Origin of the sequence: Kitasatospora sp. NPDC088134, from assembly GCF_044741705.1 — a bacterium.
Classification (GTDB): Bacteria; Actinomycetota; Actinomycetes; order Streptomycetales; family Streptomycetaceae; genus Kitasatospora.
On record NZ_JBIUTD010000041.1, the window covers coordinates 16,705 to 33,299 of the forward strand.

Annotated in this window: 14 protein-coding genes; 6 read left to right on the forward strand and 8 right to left on the reverse strand. The window is 73.1% G+C overall.

The features are described from left to right. Positions 1–43: 43 nt before the first annotated feature. Positions 44–2,332 carry a M9 family metallopeptidase gene (locus tag ACIOHG_RS35940; RefSeq protein WP_400957415.1) on the reverse strand — a complete coding sequence of 763 codons (2,289 nt, stop codon included), beginning with the start codon at positions 2,330–2,332 and terminating at the stop codon, positions 44–46. 557 nt (positions 2,333–2,889) lie between these two features. Between ACIOHG_RS35940 and ACIOHG_RS35945 the strand changes: the two genes are divergently transcribed. The 3 genes from ACIOHG_RS35945 (at position 2,890) to ACIOHG_RS35955 (ending at position 5,723) form a co-directional block, all read left to right on the forward strand. Next, a complete protein-coding gene (locus ACIOHG_RS35945) occupies positions 2,890–3,531 on the forward strand; it encodes an ankyrin repeat domain-containing protein (protein WP_400957484.1) in 642 nt (213 codons plus the stop codon). After that, positions 3,531–4,700, forward strand: a complete 1,170-nt coding sequence (locus ACIOHG_RS35950; protein ID WP_400957418.1) for a hypothetical protein — start codon at positions 3,531–3,533, stop codon at positions 4,698–4,700. Before ACIOHG_RS35945 ends, ACIOHG_RS35950 begins: the two co-directional genes overlap by 1 nt. A gap of 126 nt (positions 4,701–4,826) precedes the next feature. After that, the gene (locus tag ACIOHG_RS35955) at positions 4,827–5,723 is read left to right on the forward strand and encodes a 1-aminocyclopropane-1-carboxylate deaminase/D-cysteine desulfhydrase (protein ID WP_400957421.1); all 897 of its coding nucleotides are present in this window, start codon (positions 4,827–4,829) and stop codon (positions 5,721–5,723) included. Positions 5,724–5,815: 92 nt separating this feature from the next. Here the strand turns inward: ACIOHG_RS35955 and ACIOHG_RS35960 are convergent, their stop codons facing one another. After that, positions 5,816–7,309: an LCP family protein gene (locus ACIOHG_RS35960; RefSeq protein WP_400957423.1), complete on the reverse strand. Its 1,494-nt coding sequence runs from the start codon at positions 7,307–7,309 to the stop codon at positions 5,816–5,818. A gap of 204 nt (positions 7,310–7,513) precedes the next feature. After that, entirely contained in the window at positions 7,514–8,005 is a 492-nt protein-coding gene (locus ACIOHG_RS35965) for a MarR family winged helix-turn-helix transcriptional regulator (protein ID WP_400957426.1), read from the reverse strand. Positions 8,006–8,096: 91 nt separating this feature from the next. Between ACIOHG_RS35965 and ACIOHG_RS35970 the strand changes: the two genes are divergently transcribed. The 3 genes from ACIOHG_RS35970 to ACIOHG_RS35980 all read left to right on the forward strand — a co-directional run bounded on the left by ACIOHG_RS35970 (position 8,097) and on the right by ACIOHG_RS35980 (position 11,401). Next, on the forward strand, positions 8,097–9,149 hold the full coding sequence (locus tag ACIOHG_RS35970; RefSeq protein ID WP_400957429.1) for an NADP-dependent oxidoreductase: 1,053 nt from the start codon (positions 8,097–8,099) through the stop codon (positions 9,147–9,149). Positions 9,150–9,442: 293 nt separating this feature from the next. Next, a complete protein-coding gene (locus ACIOHG_RS35975; RefSeq protein ID WP_400957432.1) occupies positions 9,443–9,937 on the forward strand; it encodes a DUF3145 domain-containing protein in 495 nt (164 codons plus the stop codon). A 297-nt stretch (positions 9,938–10,234) separates the two neighbouring features. Next, a complete protein-coding gene (locus ACIOHG_RS35980; protein WP_400957435.1) occupies positions 10,235–11,401 on the forward strand; it encodes a GDSL-type esterase/lipase family protein in 1,167 nt (388 codons plus the stop codon). A 68-nt stretch (positions 11,402–11,469) separates the two neighbouring features. On the opposite strand, the gene fabF is transcribed toward ACIOHG_RS35980, so the two are convergent. From fabF to ACIOHG_RS36005, 5 genes are all read right to left on the reverse strand, one after another. After that, entirely contained in the window at positions 11,470–12,738 is a 1,269-nt protein-coding gene (gene fabF, locus ACIOHG_RS35985) for a beta-ketoacyl-ACP synthase II (protein WP_400957437.1), read from the reverse strand. A 107-nt stretch (positions 12,739–12,845) separates the two neighbouring features. Beyond that, positions 12,846–13,088 carry an acyl carrier protein gene (locus ACIOHG_RS35990; protein WP_033222346.1) on the reverse strand — a complete coding sequence of 81 codons (243 nt, stop codon included), beginning with the start codon at positions 13,086–13,088 and terminating at the stop codon, positions 12,846–12,848. 83 nt (positions 13,089–13,171) lie between these two features. After that, positions 13,172–14,200 carry a beta-ketoacyl-ACP synthase III gene (locus ACIOHG_RS35995; RefSeq protein WP_400957440.1) on the reverse strand — a complete coding sequence of 343 codons (1,029 nt, stop codon included), beginning with the start codon at positions 14,198–14,200 and terminating at the stop codon, positions 13,172–13,174. After that, the gene (locus ACIOHG_RS36000) at positions 14,197–15,135 is read right to left on the reverse strand and encodes an ACP S-malonyltransferase (protein ID WP_400957443.1); all 939 of its coding nucleotides are present in this window, start codon (positions 15,133–15,135) and stop codon (positions 14,197–14,199) included. Before ACIOHG_RS36000 ends, ACIOHG_RS35995 begins: the two co-directional genes overlap by 4 nt. 90 nt (positions 15,136–15,225) lie before the next feature. Further along, positions 15,226–16,422, reverse strand: a complete 1,197-nt coding sequence (locus ACIOHG_RS36005) for a PucR family transcriptional regulator (RefSeq protein WP_400957486.1) — start codon at positions 16,420–16,422, stop codon at positions 15,226–15,228. Positions 16,423–16,595 lie beyond the last annotated feature (173 nt).

Genomic DNA, 16,595 nt, shown 5'->3' on the forward strand with positions numbered 1-16,595 from the left:
CTTCGACGTGCGGGCCCCGGCCGGTGCGGGAGTTGACGGCGGGTCAGTACTGGGTGGTGACGGTGACCCCGGAGAAGCCCTGCAGGGCGTGGAGGCTGAAGTACACCCAGCCCGCGGGCGGGTTGCTGATGGTCAGGGTCTCGCCGTTGCCGCTGTTCACGGACTTGGCGGCGTAGGAGCCGGTGGTGGCCCAGTCGGCCGGGTTCCAGTACAGGTCGGCGTTGCCGGTGCCGCCGGAGGTGGTGATGGTCAGCCGCTGCACGCCGGCCGGCAGGTTGAGGAAGCCGTAGCTGTAGTTGCCGGTGGTGGCCGAGACGTTGTCGCGGCGGCAGTTCCGGTCGTACCAGCGCCCGTCCTGGTTGGTGCAGAGCGGGACGGCGGGCGTCAGGGTGCCGCAGTCGCCGGCGCCGCAGGCGGTCAGGTAGCGGGCGAAGTCGGCGTCGTAGGAGGTGCCGATCGAGGTGACGGCGGCGCGGGCGCCCGCGAAGTCGCCGGAGCGGGTCTTCGCCAGGTAGGCGGCGACGTCCTGCGGGTGCGACTGGAGCATGTAGCGGACGGCCAGGTAGCCCCAGTTGTACGTCCGGGTCTGGTCGGTGTTGTCGTAGGTGGTGTCGAACAGGGTGCTGAGCCGGTAGGTGCCCTTGGCGGCCTGCGCGATCGCGTCGTCGTAGCGCACGTCCCGGTAGGTGTAGGACATGTACTCGGCGAAGCCCTCGATCCACCAGATGCTCGGGAACGCCTGTCCGGCGTCGAAGTCGCCGTAGAAGTCGAACCGGCCGTCGAGGTAGTGCGCGTACTCGTGGTTGAGGTTCCAGATCTGGAAGGACGGGCGCAGCCACTCCGCCTCGTGGGCGACGAAGCGGGCCTGGTTGCCGGCCTCGTTCGGCCTGCCCTCCAGGTACATGCCGCCGTTGTCGACCTCGATGTCGTACATCGACCAGGCGTACAGGCGGTAGTCGTAGGAGGAGTCGTAGACGACGACCTCCAGCTGGGTGTTGACGTCGCCCGGGACCGGGCCGTTGTCCTTGACCACGCGGTGGAACAGGGCGTCCTCGTTGGCCAGGCTGGTGCAGGTGCCGTCCAGCTCGGTCGCGGACAGCGCCTGGGCGCGGATGCGCAGGGTCGGGCTGCAGACCCGGTCGACGGTCAGGACCAGCGGGGCGAGCCGGGTCGGCAGGTCGCACAGCCCGTAGTAGGAGCAGCGCCCGGCGTCCTTCTTCTCGGTGAACCAGGCGAGGTTCATGGTCAGCGGGCCGGTGGCGCCGACCAGCGGGTAGGCGTTGACCAGCTCCTTCACCAGCGGACGGGCCTGGGCCTGCAGGACCGGCTGTTGCAGGAAGGAGCCCAGGTCGATGCCGAGGGTGGTGGCCAGGTCGCCGCCGTTGATCATCGAGCTGTTGCGCTTGACGAACGAGGAGATCGAGGCGGCCACGGACGGGTCGGCGACCAGCGCGGCGTTGAACGAGTCGGTGCCGAGGCCGTTCTCCAGCACCAGCTTGGTGTTGGAGACGGCGCTCCACATGCCGCCGGTCCAGGCGCCGGTGTAGCGGTCCAGCAGGTCCTTGACCACGCCGGTGTAGCGGGCGTTCTCCTGGGCGGAGTCGATCAGGATGACGGCCTCGGCGAGGATCCCGCCGTTCGCCTCGGTGACGTCCTTGGCGTGCGGGGCGGCGTAGAACGCGTCCAGCGCGCCGCGGATCGAGGTCTGCAGGGGGGTGCCGTACGCGCCGACCGTGTCGGCCTGGTTCCACTGCACGTAGTAGCCGGCCCGCAGGAAGGTCACCAGCTGGGCAGTGGATGCCGAATTGGTGCCGTCGTAGCCGGTGGCGGCGGTGCGCAGGGCGTCGGCCACGACGACCATCTGCGGCTCGCGGAAGGTGTTCTTCGCGTCGGTGCCGGTGATGTTGTAGAGCCTGCCCACGCAGTCGAGGGAGGCGGACTTGACCGCCTGGACCAGGGCGTTGCCGCCGAGGGAGCCGAAGGCGGCGGTGTCGCAGCCGTTCGCGTCGGCGGCGAGCGAACCGAACTTCCTGCTCGCCCCGGCGGCGGTGGAGCTGCCCTGCTGCGGCGCGGTCCTGGCGCCGGTCACGGTCTCGCCCGGGGTGCGGCGGCCGTCCTTCGGCTCGTCCGGCGACTTCGGCACGGGGTGGGTGGACGGGGCGCCGCCGTCCTTGGCGGGGGTGTTCCGGACGGGGGCGGTGTCCTGGGTGGGGACGGTGGGGGCGGCGTGGGCCCGGTCCTGGGGGGCGAACAGCCCGACGGTGAGGACGAGCGCGAACGCCAGGGCGAGCAGGTGGCCCAACTGGGCCGTGGCCGTCTTTATATGACGCACGGTGGGGGACTCCGAGCGGTCGTGGTCGGGCTGCGGGGGCGCCGACCAAATGATGTGTGACATGTAAAATGGCACAGCGAGGGGCGAGTGGGAAGGGGCGAGATCGGACGGTGATCCGATCGCCCTGGGCCGTGCCGTTTCCGGGGTCGTCGCTTCGCCGTGCTCGGCCTGTTCGCCGCTCCCGCCGGGCCGGGGCCCGCCGAGGTCGGCAACCCCCGCACTGAGCTGCGGAAACGTGCCGGGACGGGGTGCGCATCCACCGATCGGCCGATGGCGGTGTCCACCGGAACGCTCGCCGGGTGTGGCCGGTTCGACGACGAATCGATGCCGGGAGCGGGGCAAATATGGAGTGCGACACCGATACGTCGGCCCCCACCCGACCCCGACCGGCATCCCGCCCATAGGCCCGATATCCCCGACCCCGCCGCCCACTACCTGCCACCCGCCACCCGCCGCCCACCGTCTGCCGCCCGCCGCCCCCGCATCCGTTGAGGCATTCCGTGCTGTACCTGCCGTCCCTGCCGTCCCTGCCGTCCCTCAGGAGGAGGACCGTGATGATGACCGAGACCGACCAGCGCCTGCTCACGGCCGCGCACCGCGGCGACCTCGCCGCCGCCAGGTCCGCCCTGGCGGACGGCGCCCGGCTGGAGGCCAGGGACGAGCGCGGGCGCACCCCGCTGCTGCTCGCCGTCCTCGCGGACGCAGTGCCCGTCGCCGAGTTCCTGGTCGCCGCCGGCGCCGATCCGGATGCCCAGGACGAGCGGGAGGACAGCGCCTGGCTGGCCACCGGCGTCACCGGCAGCGTCCCGATGCTGCGCGCCCTGCTCCCCGCCGGGCCGGACGTCGGGCTGACCAACCGCTTCGGCGGCGTCAGCCTGATACCCGCCGCCGAACGCGGCCACGTCGCCTACGTGCGCGCCGTGCTGGCGGAGACCGACATCGACGTCGACCACGTCAACCGGCTGGGCTGGACGGCCCTGCTGGAGGCCGTGATCCTCGGCGACGGCGGCCGCGCGCACACCGAGGTGGTCCGCCTGCTGCTCGCCGCCGGCGCCACGCCCGACCTCCCCGACGCCGACGGGGTGACACCCCTGCAACACGCCGAGCGCCGCGGCTTCGAGGCCCTTGCCGAGCTGCTGCGATCCGGCCCCGGCCCTGCCCCCGATCATGAACCCGCCCCCGAAACCGGAGGTTCCTGATGACGATCCGTCACCGACGTTCGCTGCCGGTGCTATTGGCTATTACCGCGCCGGTGCTCGCCGTCCTGCTCACCGCCTGCGCGGGCCCGGCAGCCGACGACGGCCGGGCCGGTGGCCCGGCGCGGTCGGCCTCGGTCGCGGCCCCGACCGCGCCCCCTGCCACCGGTCCGCCCGCCGGCGCCCCGGCGGCCTCCCCGACGGCGGCCGGGACGCTCCTGGTCGCCGACTTCGACGCCGATACCGTCACCTTCGTCGACCCGCAGCACGGCGCGATCGGCTCGGTCCGGGTCGGCAGGGCGCCGTACGCGGTGGCCGCCGGGGTCGACGGCCGGGCCTGGGTCAGCACCGCCGAGGGCGTCGCCGAGGTCGACACCCGGGCGCGCACGCTGAACCGGCTGATCCCGCTCCGGACGGCCACCGGTCCCGCCGGGGCGGGCGAGTACCGGGGCGGCGGCATGGGCCTGGCGCTCTCCCCGGACGGCGGGCGGTTGTACGTCGGCGTCAACGTCCCGGGGAAGAACGGGACGCTGGAGGTGATCGACACCGCCACGGGCCGGGTCACCGGGGTGGCCCCGGTCGGGCGGCGGCCGTTCGACGTCGACGTCTCCCCGGACGGGCGGGAGGCCTACGCGACCGGCCACGACTCCTTCGACGTGACGGTGGTGGCCGCCGACACCCTGGCCACCCGCCGGATCGAGGTCGCGCCGTACGGCACGGAGGGCGGGCTCGGCTCCTGGCTGAAACCGCACTACGCGGCGGTCCGGCCGGGCGACGGCAAGCTGCTGCTGCCCTTCGAGGGCGAGCGGCTCGCGGTGGTCGACCCGCACACCGGGCAGGTCTCCGTCGAACCGATGACGGCCAACACCCACCAGCACGGCACCACCCTCGCCCCCGACGGCCGCCTGCTGGTGGTCGGCTCCGGCCCGATCACCAAGGACGACCGGGGCCCGAGCCTGACGGTCCGCAACCCCGACGGCAGCGAACGGGTCTACCCGCTCGGCGTCCCGCACGAGAACGTGGCGATATCGGCGGACGGCCGGACGGCCTACGTCACCGGCGGCTTCACCCGCGACGGCTCCTGGGACGGCATCACCCTGGTCGACCTCGACAGCGGCGCCACCCACCGCCTGGAGGCCGGTCACCGACCACTGGGGATAGCCGTGCTCTGACGCCACCGTGCCCGAGCCTCCGGGCTCGTCCTCCCACCGCAATCCCTCGCAATCTCCGCAATCCGCCGCCGTCCGTCGCGTTCCGGGGCAAGCCGGGGGTCGGTGGCCAGGCCCTAGGGTGGGCGGATGCTCCTGCCCGCAGCGCTGCCCACGCCCCTGCTGGTGATCGACGACCCGGAACTCGCGGCGGCGGGGGTCGAACTCCGGCTGAAGCGCGACGACCTGGCGCACCCGACCGTCCCGGGCAACAAGTGGCGCAAGCTGGCGCCGAACCTGGAGCACGCGGTCGCGGCGGGGTACCGGGGCCTGCTGACGTACGGCGGGGCGTACTCGACGCACGTGCGGGCGGTCGCGGCCGCGGCGAAGGCGCTCGGGCTGGCCAGCACCGGGGTCATTCGCGGTGCCGAGCTGGCGGACGTGCCGCGGAACTGGTCGCTGGCCCGGGCCGAACGGGACGGGATGGCGCTGGAGTTCGTGGAGCGCTCCGTCTACCGGGAGGTCGCGGACGGTCGGCGGGAGCGGCGGCCCGGCCACTACGTCCTGCCGGAGGGCGGGTCGAACGCGCTCGCGGTGCACGGGGCGGCGGTGGTCGGCGCGGAGCTGGCGGCCCAACTGCCGGGCGGGGCCGGCGAACGGGACGTGGTGTGCTGCCCGGTCGGCACCGGCGGCACGCTGGCCGGGATCGCCGCCGGACTGCCGCCCGGCGCCCGGGCGCTCGGGGTGGCGGTACTGCGCGGCGAGGGCTACCTGGAGCGCGAGGTGACGGAGCTTCACAAGTCGGCATACGGAAGGGAGTTCGAGAACTGGCGTCTGACGCACGACTGGCACGGCGGCGGCTACGGCCGGGTGCCGGACGAGCTGGAACGATTCGCCGCGCGGTTCGAGGCGGCGCACGGGGTGCCGGTGGAGCGGCGGTACGTGGCCAAGGCGCTGTGGGCCGTCCACGGCCTGGCGCGGGCGGGCGGGTTGGCGGACCGCCGGGTCACGGTGGTGGTGACGGGCGTCCCCGACCCGGTGGCCTGAGCGCCCGCCGCCACGGGCCGCCCGCCGCTGCTCCTGCCCCTGCCTTGCGGCCGCCCCTGCCCCTACCTTGCGGCCGCCGCTGCCGCTGCCGGTCAGCCGAAGCTGAGGTCGCTGCAGAGGTCGCTGTCGGCGGGGCGGGTGTTCTCGGTGATGCCGGTCGGGATGCCGGTGGGCAGGGCGGTGGCTCCGGTGGCGTCGGGGTCGGGGGAGTCGGCGCGGTCCTGGCCGAGGGTGAGGGTGAGGCCCTCGGTGTCGGGGGCGGTGCGGAGTTCGGCGCCGGGGTAGAGCCGGGCGAGCTGTTCGGCGGCACTGCGCAGCGCGGGGGCGTACTCGATCAGGGTGGTCGGGCGGGCGGGGGTGTTGGCCCCGATGGTGACGTCCCGGTAGCCGTTGCCGCGCAGTGCGGTCGCGGTGCGTCCGGAGAGGCCGGGCGACTTGGCCGCGTTGTGGAGGGTGACGGGCACCGCGAGCGACGCGCTGTCGGGGCCGGCGCCGGCCGAGGGCGTGGGGCCGGGCGACGGGGTCGTGGATGGTGCGGTGGTGGGGCCGGTGGCGGGGTGGCCGTCGAGGGTGCGGTCCTGGCGCAGCAGGTTCCACAGCACGCCGGCGTCGGGTTCGACGACGGCGACGCGTTCGCCCTGGAAACGCCAGGGCATGGTGACGAACTTGACGTCGGAGAGCTTGATGTCCCGCAGCGACTGGGCGAACTCGACGAGCTTGTAGGGGGAGCCGAGCTCGGGGTCGACGGTGAGCGAGCTGGTGGCGGCGTCGGCGAGCGGCAGCAGGGTGCCCGGGTCGAAGCCCCGCGCCCGCACCTTGTCGAACAGCGAGGACATGAAGGCCTGCTGGCGGCGCATCCGGCCGATGTCGGAGCCGTCGCCGAAGCCGTGCCGGGCCCGCACGTAGTCGACGGCCTGCTGCCCGGAGACGCTCTGCCGGCCCTTGGTGAGGTGGATGCCGTAGGAGTCGACGTCGTTGGGCACGCACACGTTCACGCCGCCGACGGCGGAGGTGATGGCGGCGAAGCCCTTGAAGTCGACCACCAGGGTGTGGTCGACGCGCAGGCCGGTCAGGGTCTCGACGGTGTTCTGCGTGCAGGCCGGGTTGCCGGCCGGGAACTCCCCGACGGTGAAGGCGGAGTTGAACATCTGGTTGGTCCTGGTGCTGGTCCACTTGCCGCTCTGCAGCCGGCAGGGCGGGATGGTGACCAGGGTGTCCCGGGGGATCGACACGCCGACCGCGTGCTTGTGGTCGGCGTACACGTGCAGCAGGATCGCGGTGTCGGAGTGGCCGACCCCCTCGTCGCCGCCGCCCAGTGCGTTGTTGCCGCCGTCGCGGGTGTCCGATCCCAGCAGCAGGACGTTGACGGGCCGTCCGCCGGTGGCGGCGGTCGGCCCGGCCGCTGGCCGGTCGGTGGAGATGCCCTCGGCGGCGAAGGTCGTGATGTTGTGGTCGAGCCGCTGGTAGTACCAGGCACCGAGCCCGCCCGCGGCGACCACCAGGACGGCGGCGGTGGCCCCGAGGGCCCGGGCTGTTCGACGGCCGCGGGACGGGCCCGCGGCGGAGTGCTGTTCGGCGTCGCTCATCGGTCGGACATCTCTCTGCGGGCAGCGGGAACGGGCGCCCGAGGGCAGGCGGGTTCGCCCCGGCCGCCGCACTGCGACCGGGGTGGTCGTCACTACTTGGACGGTTCGGCGACCGGATTGGTTACATCCGAACCATCATTTTTTCGAGAGATTTTCGAATCGGTGCGACTCGCCCGCCGACCGGGCGGTTCGGCCCCGCTCGGTTCAGCCCCGTTCGGTGCTGCCGGTGCCGGTGTCGGTGCCGGTGGAGTCGAGCATCCGGCGCAGCAGGTCGCGCAGTCGGCCGCGCTCCTCGTCGTTCAGCGCCGCCAGCGGCTCGCGGGCGAAGTTCAGCGACTCGCGCAGCTCGGCGGAGGCCGAGACCCCGGACGCGGTGGCGGCGACCAGCTTGACCCGGCGGTCCTGCGGGTCGGCCTCGCGGGTCACGAAGCCGCGGCCCTCCAGCCGGTCGACGATGCCGGTGATGTTGGACGGCTCGCAGGAGAGGGTCTGCGCGATGTGCCGCATCGGCATCGGGCCGCGCCGCAGCAGGGCCAGCACCTTCGCCTGGGCGCCGGTGAGCGAGCGGGCGGCCGCGGCCTCCTCGTACTCGCGGTGGAAGAGTCCGACCAGGCGCGCCATGAGGTCCACGACCTCCAGGGTGATCGGGTCGGCCGTGGGCGCCTGCACCTGCTGCTCCTGCTGCTCCTTCTCCATGCCGTCGAGTCTAGCTGAACATTTGACAACATGAACCTTTCATCCGCAGGCTTACTTGAGTCGCTGAACATTTCAGGTAGAGGAGCACGTGATGGCAGACCCGACGGCAGCGCAGGACCCGGCGGCGCAGGACCAGGCCCTCCCCGCCACCGGCTACGAGTGGCACCTGGCGGCCCGTCCGCAGGGCTGGCCGGTGCCCGCCGACTTCGCGCTGGTCGAGGCCCCGGTCCGGCGGCCCGGCCCGGGCGAGATCCTGGTGCGCAACGCCTACCTCTCGGTGGACCCGTACATGAGGGGAAGGATGAATGACCAGAAGTCCTACGTCCCGCCGTACGCGCTCGGCGCGCCGATGGACGGCGGGGCCGTCGGGTACGTGATCGCCTCGGAGGCCGAGGGCTTCGCGGTCGGCGACGCGGTGCTGCACGGGCTGGGCTGGCGCGAGTACGCCACGCTGGACGCCGCGCACACCGTGAAGGTCGACCCGGAGCTCGCCCCGCTCTCCGCCTACCTGGGCGTGCTCGGCATGCCGGGCCTCACCGCGTACGCCGGCCTGCTGGAGGTCGCCTCGTTCAAGCCCGGCGACACCGTCTTCGTCTCCGGCGCGGCGGGGGCGGTCGGCTCGCTGGTCGGCCAGATCGCCCGGCTCAAGGGCGCGAAGCGGGTGATCGGCTCGGCCGGTTCCGCCGCCAAGGTCGCCACCCTGGTCGACGAACTCGGCTTCGACGCCGCCTTCGACTACAAGGCCGGCCCGGTCGCCGAACAGCTCGCCCAGGCCGCCCCCGAGGGCATCGACGTCTACTTCGACAACGTCGGCGGCGAGCACCTGGAGGCCGCGATCGGCGCGCTCAACGTGCACGGCCGGGTCACCCTGTGCGGCGCCATCGCCCAGTACAACGACACCGCCGCGCCCGCCGGGCCGCGCAACCTCGCGCTCGCCATCGGCAAGCGGCTGCGCCTGCAGGGCATGATCGTCGGCGACCACGGCGCGCTGCGCGGGCAGTTCTTCGAGGAGGTCGGCGGCTGGCTGCGGGACGGCTCGCTGCGCTCCGACGAGACCGTGGTCGAGGGCGTGGAGAACACCGCCGAGGCCTTCCTCGGCATGCTGCGCGGCGCCAACACCGGGAAGATGGTCGTCAAGGTCTGACCGGGGCAAGGGAACTGACGGTGCGTCGGGTTCCTGGCCGTCAGCACGCCCCCGCCGGAAGCGAATCCGGCGGGGGCGCGTCCGTAGGTCCGTTCGGGGGAGGTGGGCGCTGCGAGGGTAGACCTCCCGGGCGAACCGACTAGCATGGGGTGAAAGCTTGTCCGTTTTGCTCGATTTGATGACCTAATGTCGAATAAGTTGAGCTTCACGGGGTAGCCACTGGATCAGTACCGACCGGCGACGGCACGAGGCAGCTGGGGAAGGCGACCCTCGTCCACAGCCAGGAGGTCCCGGTGACGACACGTGGTGTGCTCTACCTCCACTCCGCGCCCCGCGCGCTGTGCCCGCACGTCGAGTGGGCGGTGGCGGGCGTGCTCGGCGTGCGGGTCAACCTCGACTGGATCAGGCAGCCCGCCGCGGCCGGCCACTGGCGGTCCGAACTCTCCTGGCAGGGGGAGCCCGGTACCGCCTCGCGGCTGGCGTCCGCGCTGCGCGGCTGGCAGCTGCTGCGCTACGAGGTGACCAGCGAGCCCTGCGCCACGGCGGAGGGCGAGCGCTACTCCTCCACGCCCAGCCTCGGCATCTTCCACGCCGTCACGGGCATCCACGGCGACATCCTGATCCCCGAGGACCGGCTCCGCGCCGTGCTGCTGCGCGCCCGCAGCGAGGGCGGCGACCTGGAGTCGGAGATCGTCCGGCTGCTCGGCAAGCCCTGGGACGACGAGCTGGAGCCGTTCCGGTACGCGGGCGAGGGCGCGCCGGTGCGCTGGCTCCACCAGGTGGTCTGACCCCGCGGCGGACGGGCAGGCCCCGGGGAGGGCGATCGGGTCCCGGGGAGGGTGATCGGGCCCGCGGCGAACCCGTGGCGAACCTGCGGCGAACCCGCGGCGGGCGGCGGGCGAGCAGTGGGCGGGCGGCGGTGACGCAGCGAGAAAGTCTGTGACGCTGCGAGTTTCCCGGCGTAGATACCTGGCGGTAACAGCGGTGGGCATGCCAGATTCGGGGCGCCACCGGCCGGCGGCCCACCCTCGCCCCAGCGCCCCGCACGTCCCACCGTCGCGGGGCCGTCCGCAGGAGTTCCCGCCGTGCCCCAGAGCCGACGCACCACCCCGAGGACCCTCGCCCTGCTCGCCGCAGCGGCGCTCGCCCTGCCCGTCGCCACCCTCGCCACCGCAGTCCCGGCCGCCGCCACCACCGGCACCGGCAGCACGGCGACGGTCTCGATGGGCGACAGCTACATCTCCGGAGAAGCCGGTCGCTGGAAGGGCAACAGCGACACCACCGGCAGCAGCCGGGACGGCACCGACCGCGCCTGGACCGGGTCGGGCTACGACCCGACCCGGGTGTACGGCACCACCTACGCGAGCGGGTGCGACCGCTCGGACGTGGCCGAGGTGCGCAGCGCCCCCGCCGTCAACCAGACCGCCGTCAACCTCGCCTGCTCCGGCGCCACCTCCGAGAACGTCTTCCGCGCCGCCAGCGGCGGGCAGTCGTTCAAGGGCGAGGCCCCGCAGGCCGACCGGCTCGCCGCGGTGGCGGGCCAGTACGACGTCAAGCTGATCACGCTCTCGATCGGCGGCAACGACCTGGGCTTCTCCGACGTGATCTCCACCTGCGTGCAGGACTACGAGGTCTGGTGGTCGTACTGCCACGACGACCAGCAGGCCGCGGTCGACGCCCGGATGGACGCCGCGATGGCCGGGGTCGGCAAGTCGATCGACGAGATCCGGGCCGTGATGGCGGACGCCGGCTACCGGTCCGGCGACTACCGGATCGTGCTGCAGTCCTACCCGTCGCCGATCCCGCGCAGCGCGGAGAACCGCTACCCGGAGAGCGGGTGGAGCCGGACCAGCACCGGCGGCTGCCCGTTCTGGAACCTCGACGCCGACTGGGCCCGCGACTCGCTGGTCCCGCAGATCTCCGACCGGCTGGCCGGCGTCGCGGCCGACAAGGGCGTCCAGTTCCTCGACCTGCGCGACCTGCTGCAGGGCCGCGAGGTGTGCGCCAAGGGCACCAGGATGGCCGCCCCGGGCACGGCGCCGTCCGCGACCACCAGCGAGTGGGCCCGCTTCCTGGACTACGGCAGCACCGTCCAGGGCGCCACGCAGGAGTCCTTCCACCCGAACTACTACGGCCAGCTGGCGCTCGGGCGCTGCCTGACCCTGCTGAACGCCAGGACCTCCGGGAACTGGTCCTGCCGCAACACGGCCGGCCAGGACGCCACCGGGGTGTACCTGACCGCGAAGCCGTAGGCGGCGGGGCCGGAAAACCGGCGGGGCGGTCCCGGAGAACCGGGACCGCCCCTCGGGGTGACGGTGCGTCAGACGGTGCGGAAGGCCAGCACCACGTTGTGGCCACCGAAGCCGAAGGAGTTGTTCAGCGCGGCGATCCGGCCGTCGACCGGGAGCTTGCGGGGCTCGTCGCGGACGATGTCGGCGTCGATGTCGTCGTCCAGGTCGACCACGTTGACGGTCGGCGGGGCCATCCGGTTGTACAGGGCGAGCACGGTGGCGACGGTCTCGATGCCGCCGGCGCCGCCCAGCAGGTGGCCGGTCATCGACTTGGTGGCGGAGATCGCCACGTGGTCGAGGTGCTCGCCCAGGGTGCGGCGCAGCGCCTTGATCTCGGCGGTGTCGCCCTGCGGGGTCGAGGTGGCGTGCGCGTTGACGTGCACCACCTCGGACCGGTCGAGGTCGTTGCGGGCGAACAGGTCGTCGATGGCGCGGGCCACGCCGGCGCCGGTCGGCTCGGGCTGGGCGATGTGGTGGGCGTCCGAGGACAGGCCCTGGCCGACGGCCTCGCAGTAGACCCGGGCGCCGCGGGCGGCCGCGTGCTCGGCGGACTCCAGCACGATCACGCCCGCGCCCTCGCCCAGCACGAAGCCGTCCCGGCCCTTGTCGTACGGGCGGGAGGCGTGCTCCGGGTCCTCGTTGTTCTTGGACATCGCCATCATGTTCGAGAAGGCGACGATCGGCAGCGGGTGCACCGCGGCCTCGGTGCCGCCGGCCACCACGACGTCGGCGCGGCCGGTGCGGATCATCTCGATCGCGTAGCCGATCGCCTCGGCGCCGGAGGCGCAGGCGGAGACGGGGGTGTGCACGCCCGCGCGGGCGCCGACCTCCAGGCCGACGTTGGCGGCCGGGGAGTTGGGCATCAGCATCGGGACGGTGTGCGGGGAGACCTTGCGGACGCCCTGCTCCTTGAGCACGTCGTACTGGTCGAGCAGGGTGGTGACGCCGCCGATGCCGGAGGCGATGACCGCGCCCAGGCGCTCGGGGGCCAGCGGGTTGGCGTCGTCGGTGGCCGGGGCCTCGTAGCCCGCGTCCTTCCAGGCCTCGCGGGCGGCGATCAGCGCGAACTGGGCCGAGCGGTCCAGCTTGCGGGCCAGCGGGCGGGGCAGGATCTCGCCGGGCTCGACGGCGACCCGGGCGGCGATCCGGACCGGCAGCTCGGCGGCCCAGTCCTCGGTGAGGGCGCGGACCCCGGACTTGCCGGCCAGCAGGCCCTCCCAGAAAGTGGCGGCGTCGCCGCCCAGCGGCGTGAAGGCGCCGATACCCGTGACGACCACGGTGCGGTTTTCAGCAGTCACTGGTCTTCTTCTTCTCTCATCAGCTGAGGGGGAGGACCGGAGGGCCGGTCGGAAGGGGGCCGGTCGGGGCGCGCCGGGCGTGCCCCGACCGGGTGCCTGACGACGGGTCAGACGTTGGCGACGATGAAGTCCACCGCGTCGCCCACGGTCTTCAGGTTCTTGACCTCGTCGTCCGGGATCTTCGCGCCGAAGCGCTCCTCGGCGGCGACGACGACCTCGACCATGGACAGCGAGTCGACGTCCAGGTCGTCGGTGAAGGACTTGTCGAGCGCGACGTCCTCGACCGGAATGCCGGCGATCTCGTTCACGATCTCGGCGAGACCTTCGAGAACCTCTTCGCGGGTAGCCATATCGGCTGCTCCTTCTCGGTGTTGACTGCGTGCGGTCCGTCGGACCGCCGCGGGTTTCCAGGGGGTGGGGCGGAGAAAAACGCCTAGGGGAGAGTAACCACTGCGGCGGCGTAGACCAGACCGGCACCGAAGCCGATGATCAGTGCCAGGTCGCCGCTCTTGGCCTCGCCGCGCTCCAGCATCCGCTCCATGGCGAGCGGAATGGACGCGGCGGAGGTGTTGCCGGTCTCGGCGATGTCGCGCGCCACCGGGACCCCGGCGGGCAGCTTCAGCGCCTTGATCATGGCATCGATGATGCGCATGTTGGCCTGGTGCGGGATGAACGCGCCGAGCTGGTCGGCCGTCACCCCGGCCGCGTCCAGCGCCTGCTGGGCGACCTTGGCCATGTCGTAGACGGCCCAGCGGAAGACCGTCTGGCCCTCCATCCGCAGGGCCGGCCACTTGATCTCCTCGCCGGTGCCGTTGACGGCGTCCGGCTTGGCGAAGGCGGTGTCCCAGGCCTGGGTCTGCGAGATCACGTCGGCCTGCGAGCCGTCCGCGCCCCAGACCACCTTGCCGATGCCGGGGACGTCCGAGGGGCCGACGATCGCGGCGCCCGCGCCGTCGCCGAAGATGAACGCGGTCGAGCGGTCGGTGACGTCGGTCAGGTCGCTGAGCCGCTCCACGCCGATCACCAGCACGTACTCGGCGTTGCCGCCGCGCACCATGCCGTCGGCCAGGCCCAGGCCGTAGCCGAAGCCCGCGCAGGCCGCCGAGATGTCGAACGCCGGGGCGGTGCCGCAGCCCAGCCGCTGGGCGATCTCGGTGGCGATCGCCGGGGTCTGCTTCAGGTGCGAGACGGTCGCCACGATGACGCCGCCGATCTGCTCCGGGGCGATCCCGGCCATCGCGATCGCCTTGCCGGCGGCCTGCACCGACATCTCCGCGACGGTCTCCTCCGGGCCCGCCCAGCGGCGCTCGGCGATGCCGGACCGGGTCCTGATCCACTCGTCCGAGGAGTCGATCCAGTTCAGGACCTCGGAGTTGGGGATCACCCGGGACGGGCGGTAGCCGCCCACCCCGAGGATGCGGGAGTACTGGGCGCCGGTGACCGGCTTGATGGTTGCGCTCATGCGGTCTGCTCCTGGCTGCCGTGCTCGGCCACGAGTTCGCGGGCCTTGTCGAGATCGGCGGGGGTCTTCAGGGCCAGCGTGGCGACACCCTTGACGTTGCGCTTGACCAGGTTGGTGAGCGTCCCCGCGGGGGACAGCTCGATGACGGCGGTGGCGCCCAACTGCTGCAGCGTCTCCATGCACAGGTCCCAGCGGACCGGGTTGGACACCTGCGACACCAGGCGGGCCAGCACCTCGGCGCCCGAACCGACCACCTCGCCGTCCTTGTTGGACAGGTAGGCGGTCACCGGGTCCGCGACGGCCAGGGTCGGCGCCAGCTTCTCCAGCCGGGCCTGGCCCGGGGCCATGTGCGCGGTGTGGAACGCGCCCGCCACCTTCAGCGGGATCAGCCGCGCGCCGGCCGGCGGGTCCGCCTTCAGCGCGGCCAGCTGCTCCAGCGTGCCGGCCGCGACGATCTGGCCGCCGCCGTTGTTGTTCGCCGGGGTCACGCCGTGCGCGGCGAGCTTCGCGGCGACCTCCGCCGGGTCGCCGCCGAGCACCGCGGTCATGCCGGTCGCGGTGGCGGCCGCGGCCTCGGCCATGCCGAGGCTGCGCTCGCGCACGAACGCCAGCGCGTCCTGCTCGGACAGCACGCCGGCCAGCGCCGCGGCGGTGATCTCGCCGACGCTGTGCCCGGCCAGCGCGCCGACGGTGCCGGCCACGCCCTGCGGGAGCAGCGCCCCCGCGGTCACCAGGCCGGCGGCCACCAGCAGCGGCTGCGCGACGGCGGTGTCCTTGATCTCCTCCTCGGACGCCCCGGTCCCGGCGTGCACCAGGTCGAGGCCGGCCACCTCCGACCACTGGCGCAGCCGGTCGGCGACGCCGTCCAGGTCGAGCCACGGGTTGAGGAAGCCGGGAGTCTGAGCACCCTGTCCAGGGGCGACGATAACGAGCACGGTTCAACCCTCTCTCGCCGGACGCCCGGGGGCGGGTAGGCGACGATGACGAAGAAAAGCACGTCGGCTTGTGGACTCCCTACAGTTCGCTCAGGTCTGGTCGGACCCGGAACCAAGACGCCCCAGAGCAAGGGCGATGCGCAGGGTGAACGCCGAACGTACGTCTGACGGAGCATAGCCGGTGACGTCAGTCACACGACGCAGCCGGTAGCGCACGGTGTTCGGGTGAACGAAGAGCATCCGGGCGGCGCCCTCCAGGGAGGACGCCTGCTCCAGATAGACACTCAGCGTCTCCAGGAGTGCCGAGCCGGCCTCTTCGAGAGGTGTGTAGATCTCCTCCACCAGCTGACGGCGCGCCACCTCGTCGCCCGCCAGCGCCCGTTCCGGCAGCAGGTCGTCGGCCAGCACCGGGCGCGGGGCGTCCGGCCAGGCCGCGCAGGCCTTCAGGCCCTGGGCGGCGGCGTGCGCCGAGCGGGTCGCCGACAGCAGGTCGCCGACGGTCGGGCCGACCACCACCGGGCCGGGCGCGAACTGCCCGATCAGCGCCCGGGCCGCGTGCACCGGCTCCTTGTCGCCGCCGACCACCACCACCAGACGGCGGCCCAACACCCCGGTCAGCACGTGCAGTTTGGCGTACCGGGCGGCCCGCCGGATCGCCTCGACCACCAGTTCGCTGTCGCCGTCCGGGGCGCTGCCCATCACCACCCGCACCTGGCTGGGCTGGCCCCAGCCGAGCGCCGCCGCCCGCGACAGCACGCCCTCGTCGGCGTCGCCGGACAGCAGCGAGTTCACCACCAGCGCCTCCAACCGGGCGTCCCACGCGCCGCGCGCCTCGGCGGCCTGCGCGTACACCTGGGCGGTCGCGAAGGCGATCTCCCGGGCGTAGACCAGCACCGACTCGCGCATCCCGGCCTCGTCGCCCGGGGCGGCCACCTCCTCGATGGCCTCCTCCATCACCTCGATGGTGGTGCGGATCAGCTCCACGGTCTGCCGCAGCGTGATCGCCCGGGTCAGTTCGCGCGGCGCGGTGCCGAACACGTCGGTGGAGATCGCCTGCGGCGCCTCCGGGTGCCGGTACCACTCGGTGAACGCCGCGATGCCGGCCTGCGCGACCAGGCCGATCCACGACCGGTGCTCCGGCGGCATCCGCCGGTACCAGGCCAGTTGGTCGTCCATCCGGGCGATCGCCGCCGAGGCCAGCTTGCCCGCCGACTTCTCCAGCCGCTTCAGCGTCGCCGCCCGCAGCTCGGCCCGCTCCGCCGCCAACCGCCGCTCCTCGGCCGTCATCCGGCCCCGCCCCGGCACGGCGGAGCCCCGCCCGGCCGGCGCCGGGCGTCTGGCCGCCTTCTTCTCGGCGGCCTGCTCCGGGGAGGAGCGCTCGCCGGAGGGCCGGTCGGATGCTTTGTCGGGTTTCGCTGAAGCGGATGGCACGGCACTAGCCTGCCTCACGCGGACGGGTG

Excerpts from the sequence above, each read along its gene's own strand:
- ACIOHG_RS35950 (WP_400957418.1), top strand. The coding sequence starts at position 3,531 with ATGACGATCCGTCACCGACGTTCGCTGCCGGTGCTATTGGCTATTACC.
- ACIOHG_RS35995 (WP_400957440.1), bottom strand. The coding sequence starts at position 14,200 with ATGAGCGCAACCATCAAGCCGGTCACCGGCGCCCAGTACTCCCGCATC.
- ACIOHG_RS35955 (WP_400957421.1), top strand. The coding sequence starts at position 4,827 with ATGCTCCTGCCCGCAGCGCTGCCCACGCCCCTGCTGGTGATCGACGAC.
- ACIOHG_RS35970 (WP_400957429.1), top strand. The coding sequence starts at position 8,097 with ATGGCAGACCCGACGGCAGCGCAGGACCCGGCGGCGCAGGACCAGGCC.
- ACIOHG_RS35965 (WP_400957426.1), bottom strand. The coding sequence starts at position 8,005 with ATGGAGAAGGAGCAGCAGGAGCAGCAGGTGCAGGCGCCCACGGCCGAC.
- ACIOHG_RS35990 (WP_033222346.1), bottom strand. The coding sequence starts at position 13,088 with ATGGCTACCCGCGAAGAGGTTCTCGAAGGTCTCGCCGAGATCGTGAAC.
- ACIOHG_RS36005 (WP_400957486.1), bottom strand. The coding sequence starts at position 16,422 with ATGACGGCCGAGGAGCGGCGGTTGGCGGCGGAGCGGGCCGAGCTGCGG.
- ACIOHG_RS35945 (WP_400957484.1), top strand. The coding sequence starts at position 2,890 with ATGACCGAGACCGACCAGCGCCTGCTCACGGCCGCGCACCGCGGCGAC.
- ACIOHG_RS35960 (WP_400957423.1), bottom strand. The coding sequence starts at position 7,309 with ATGAGCGACGCCGAACAGCACTCCGCCGCGGGCCCGTCCCGCGGCCGT.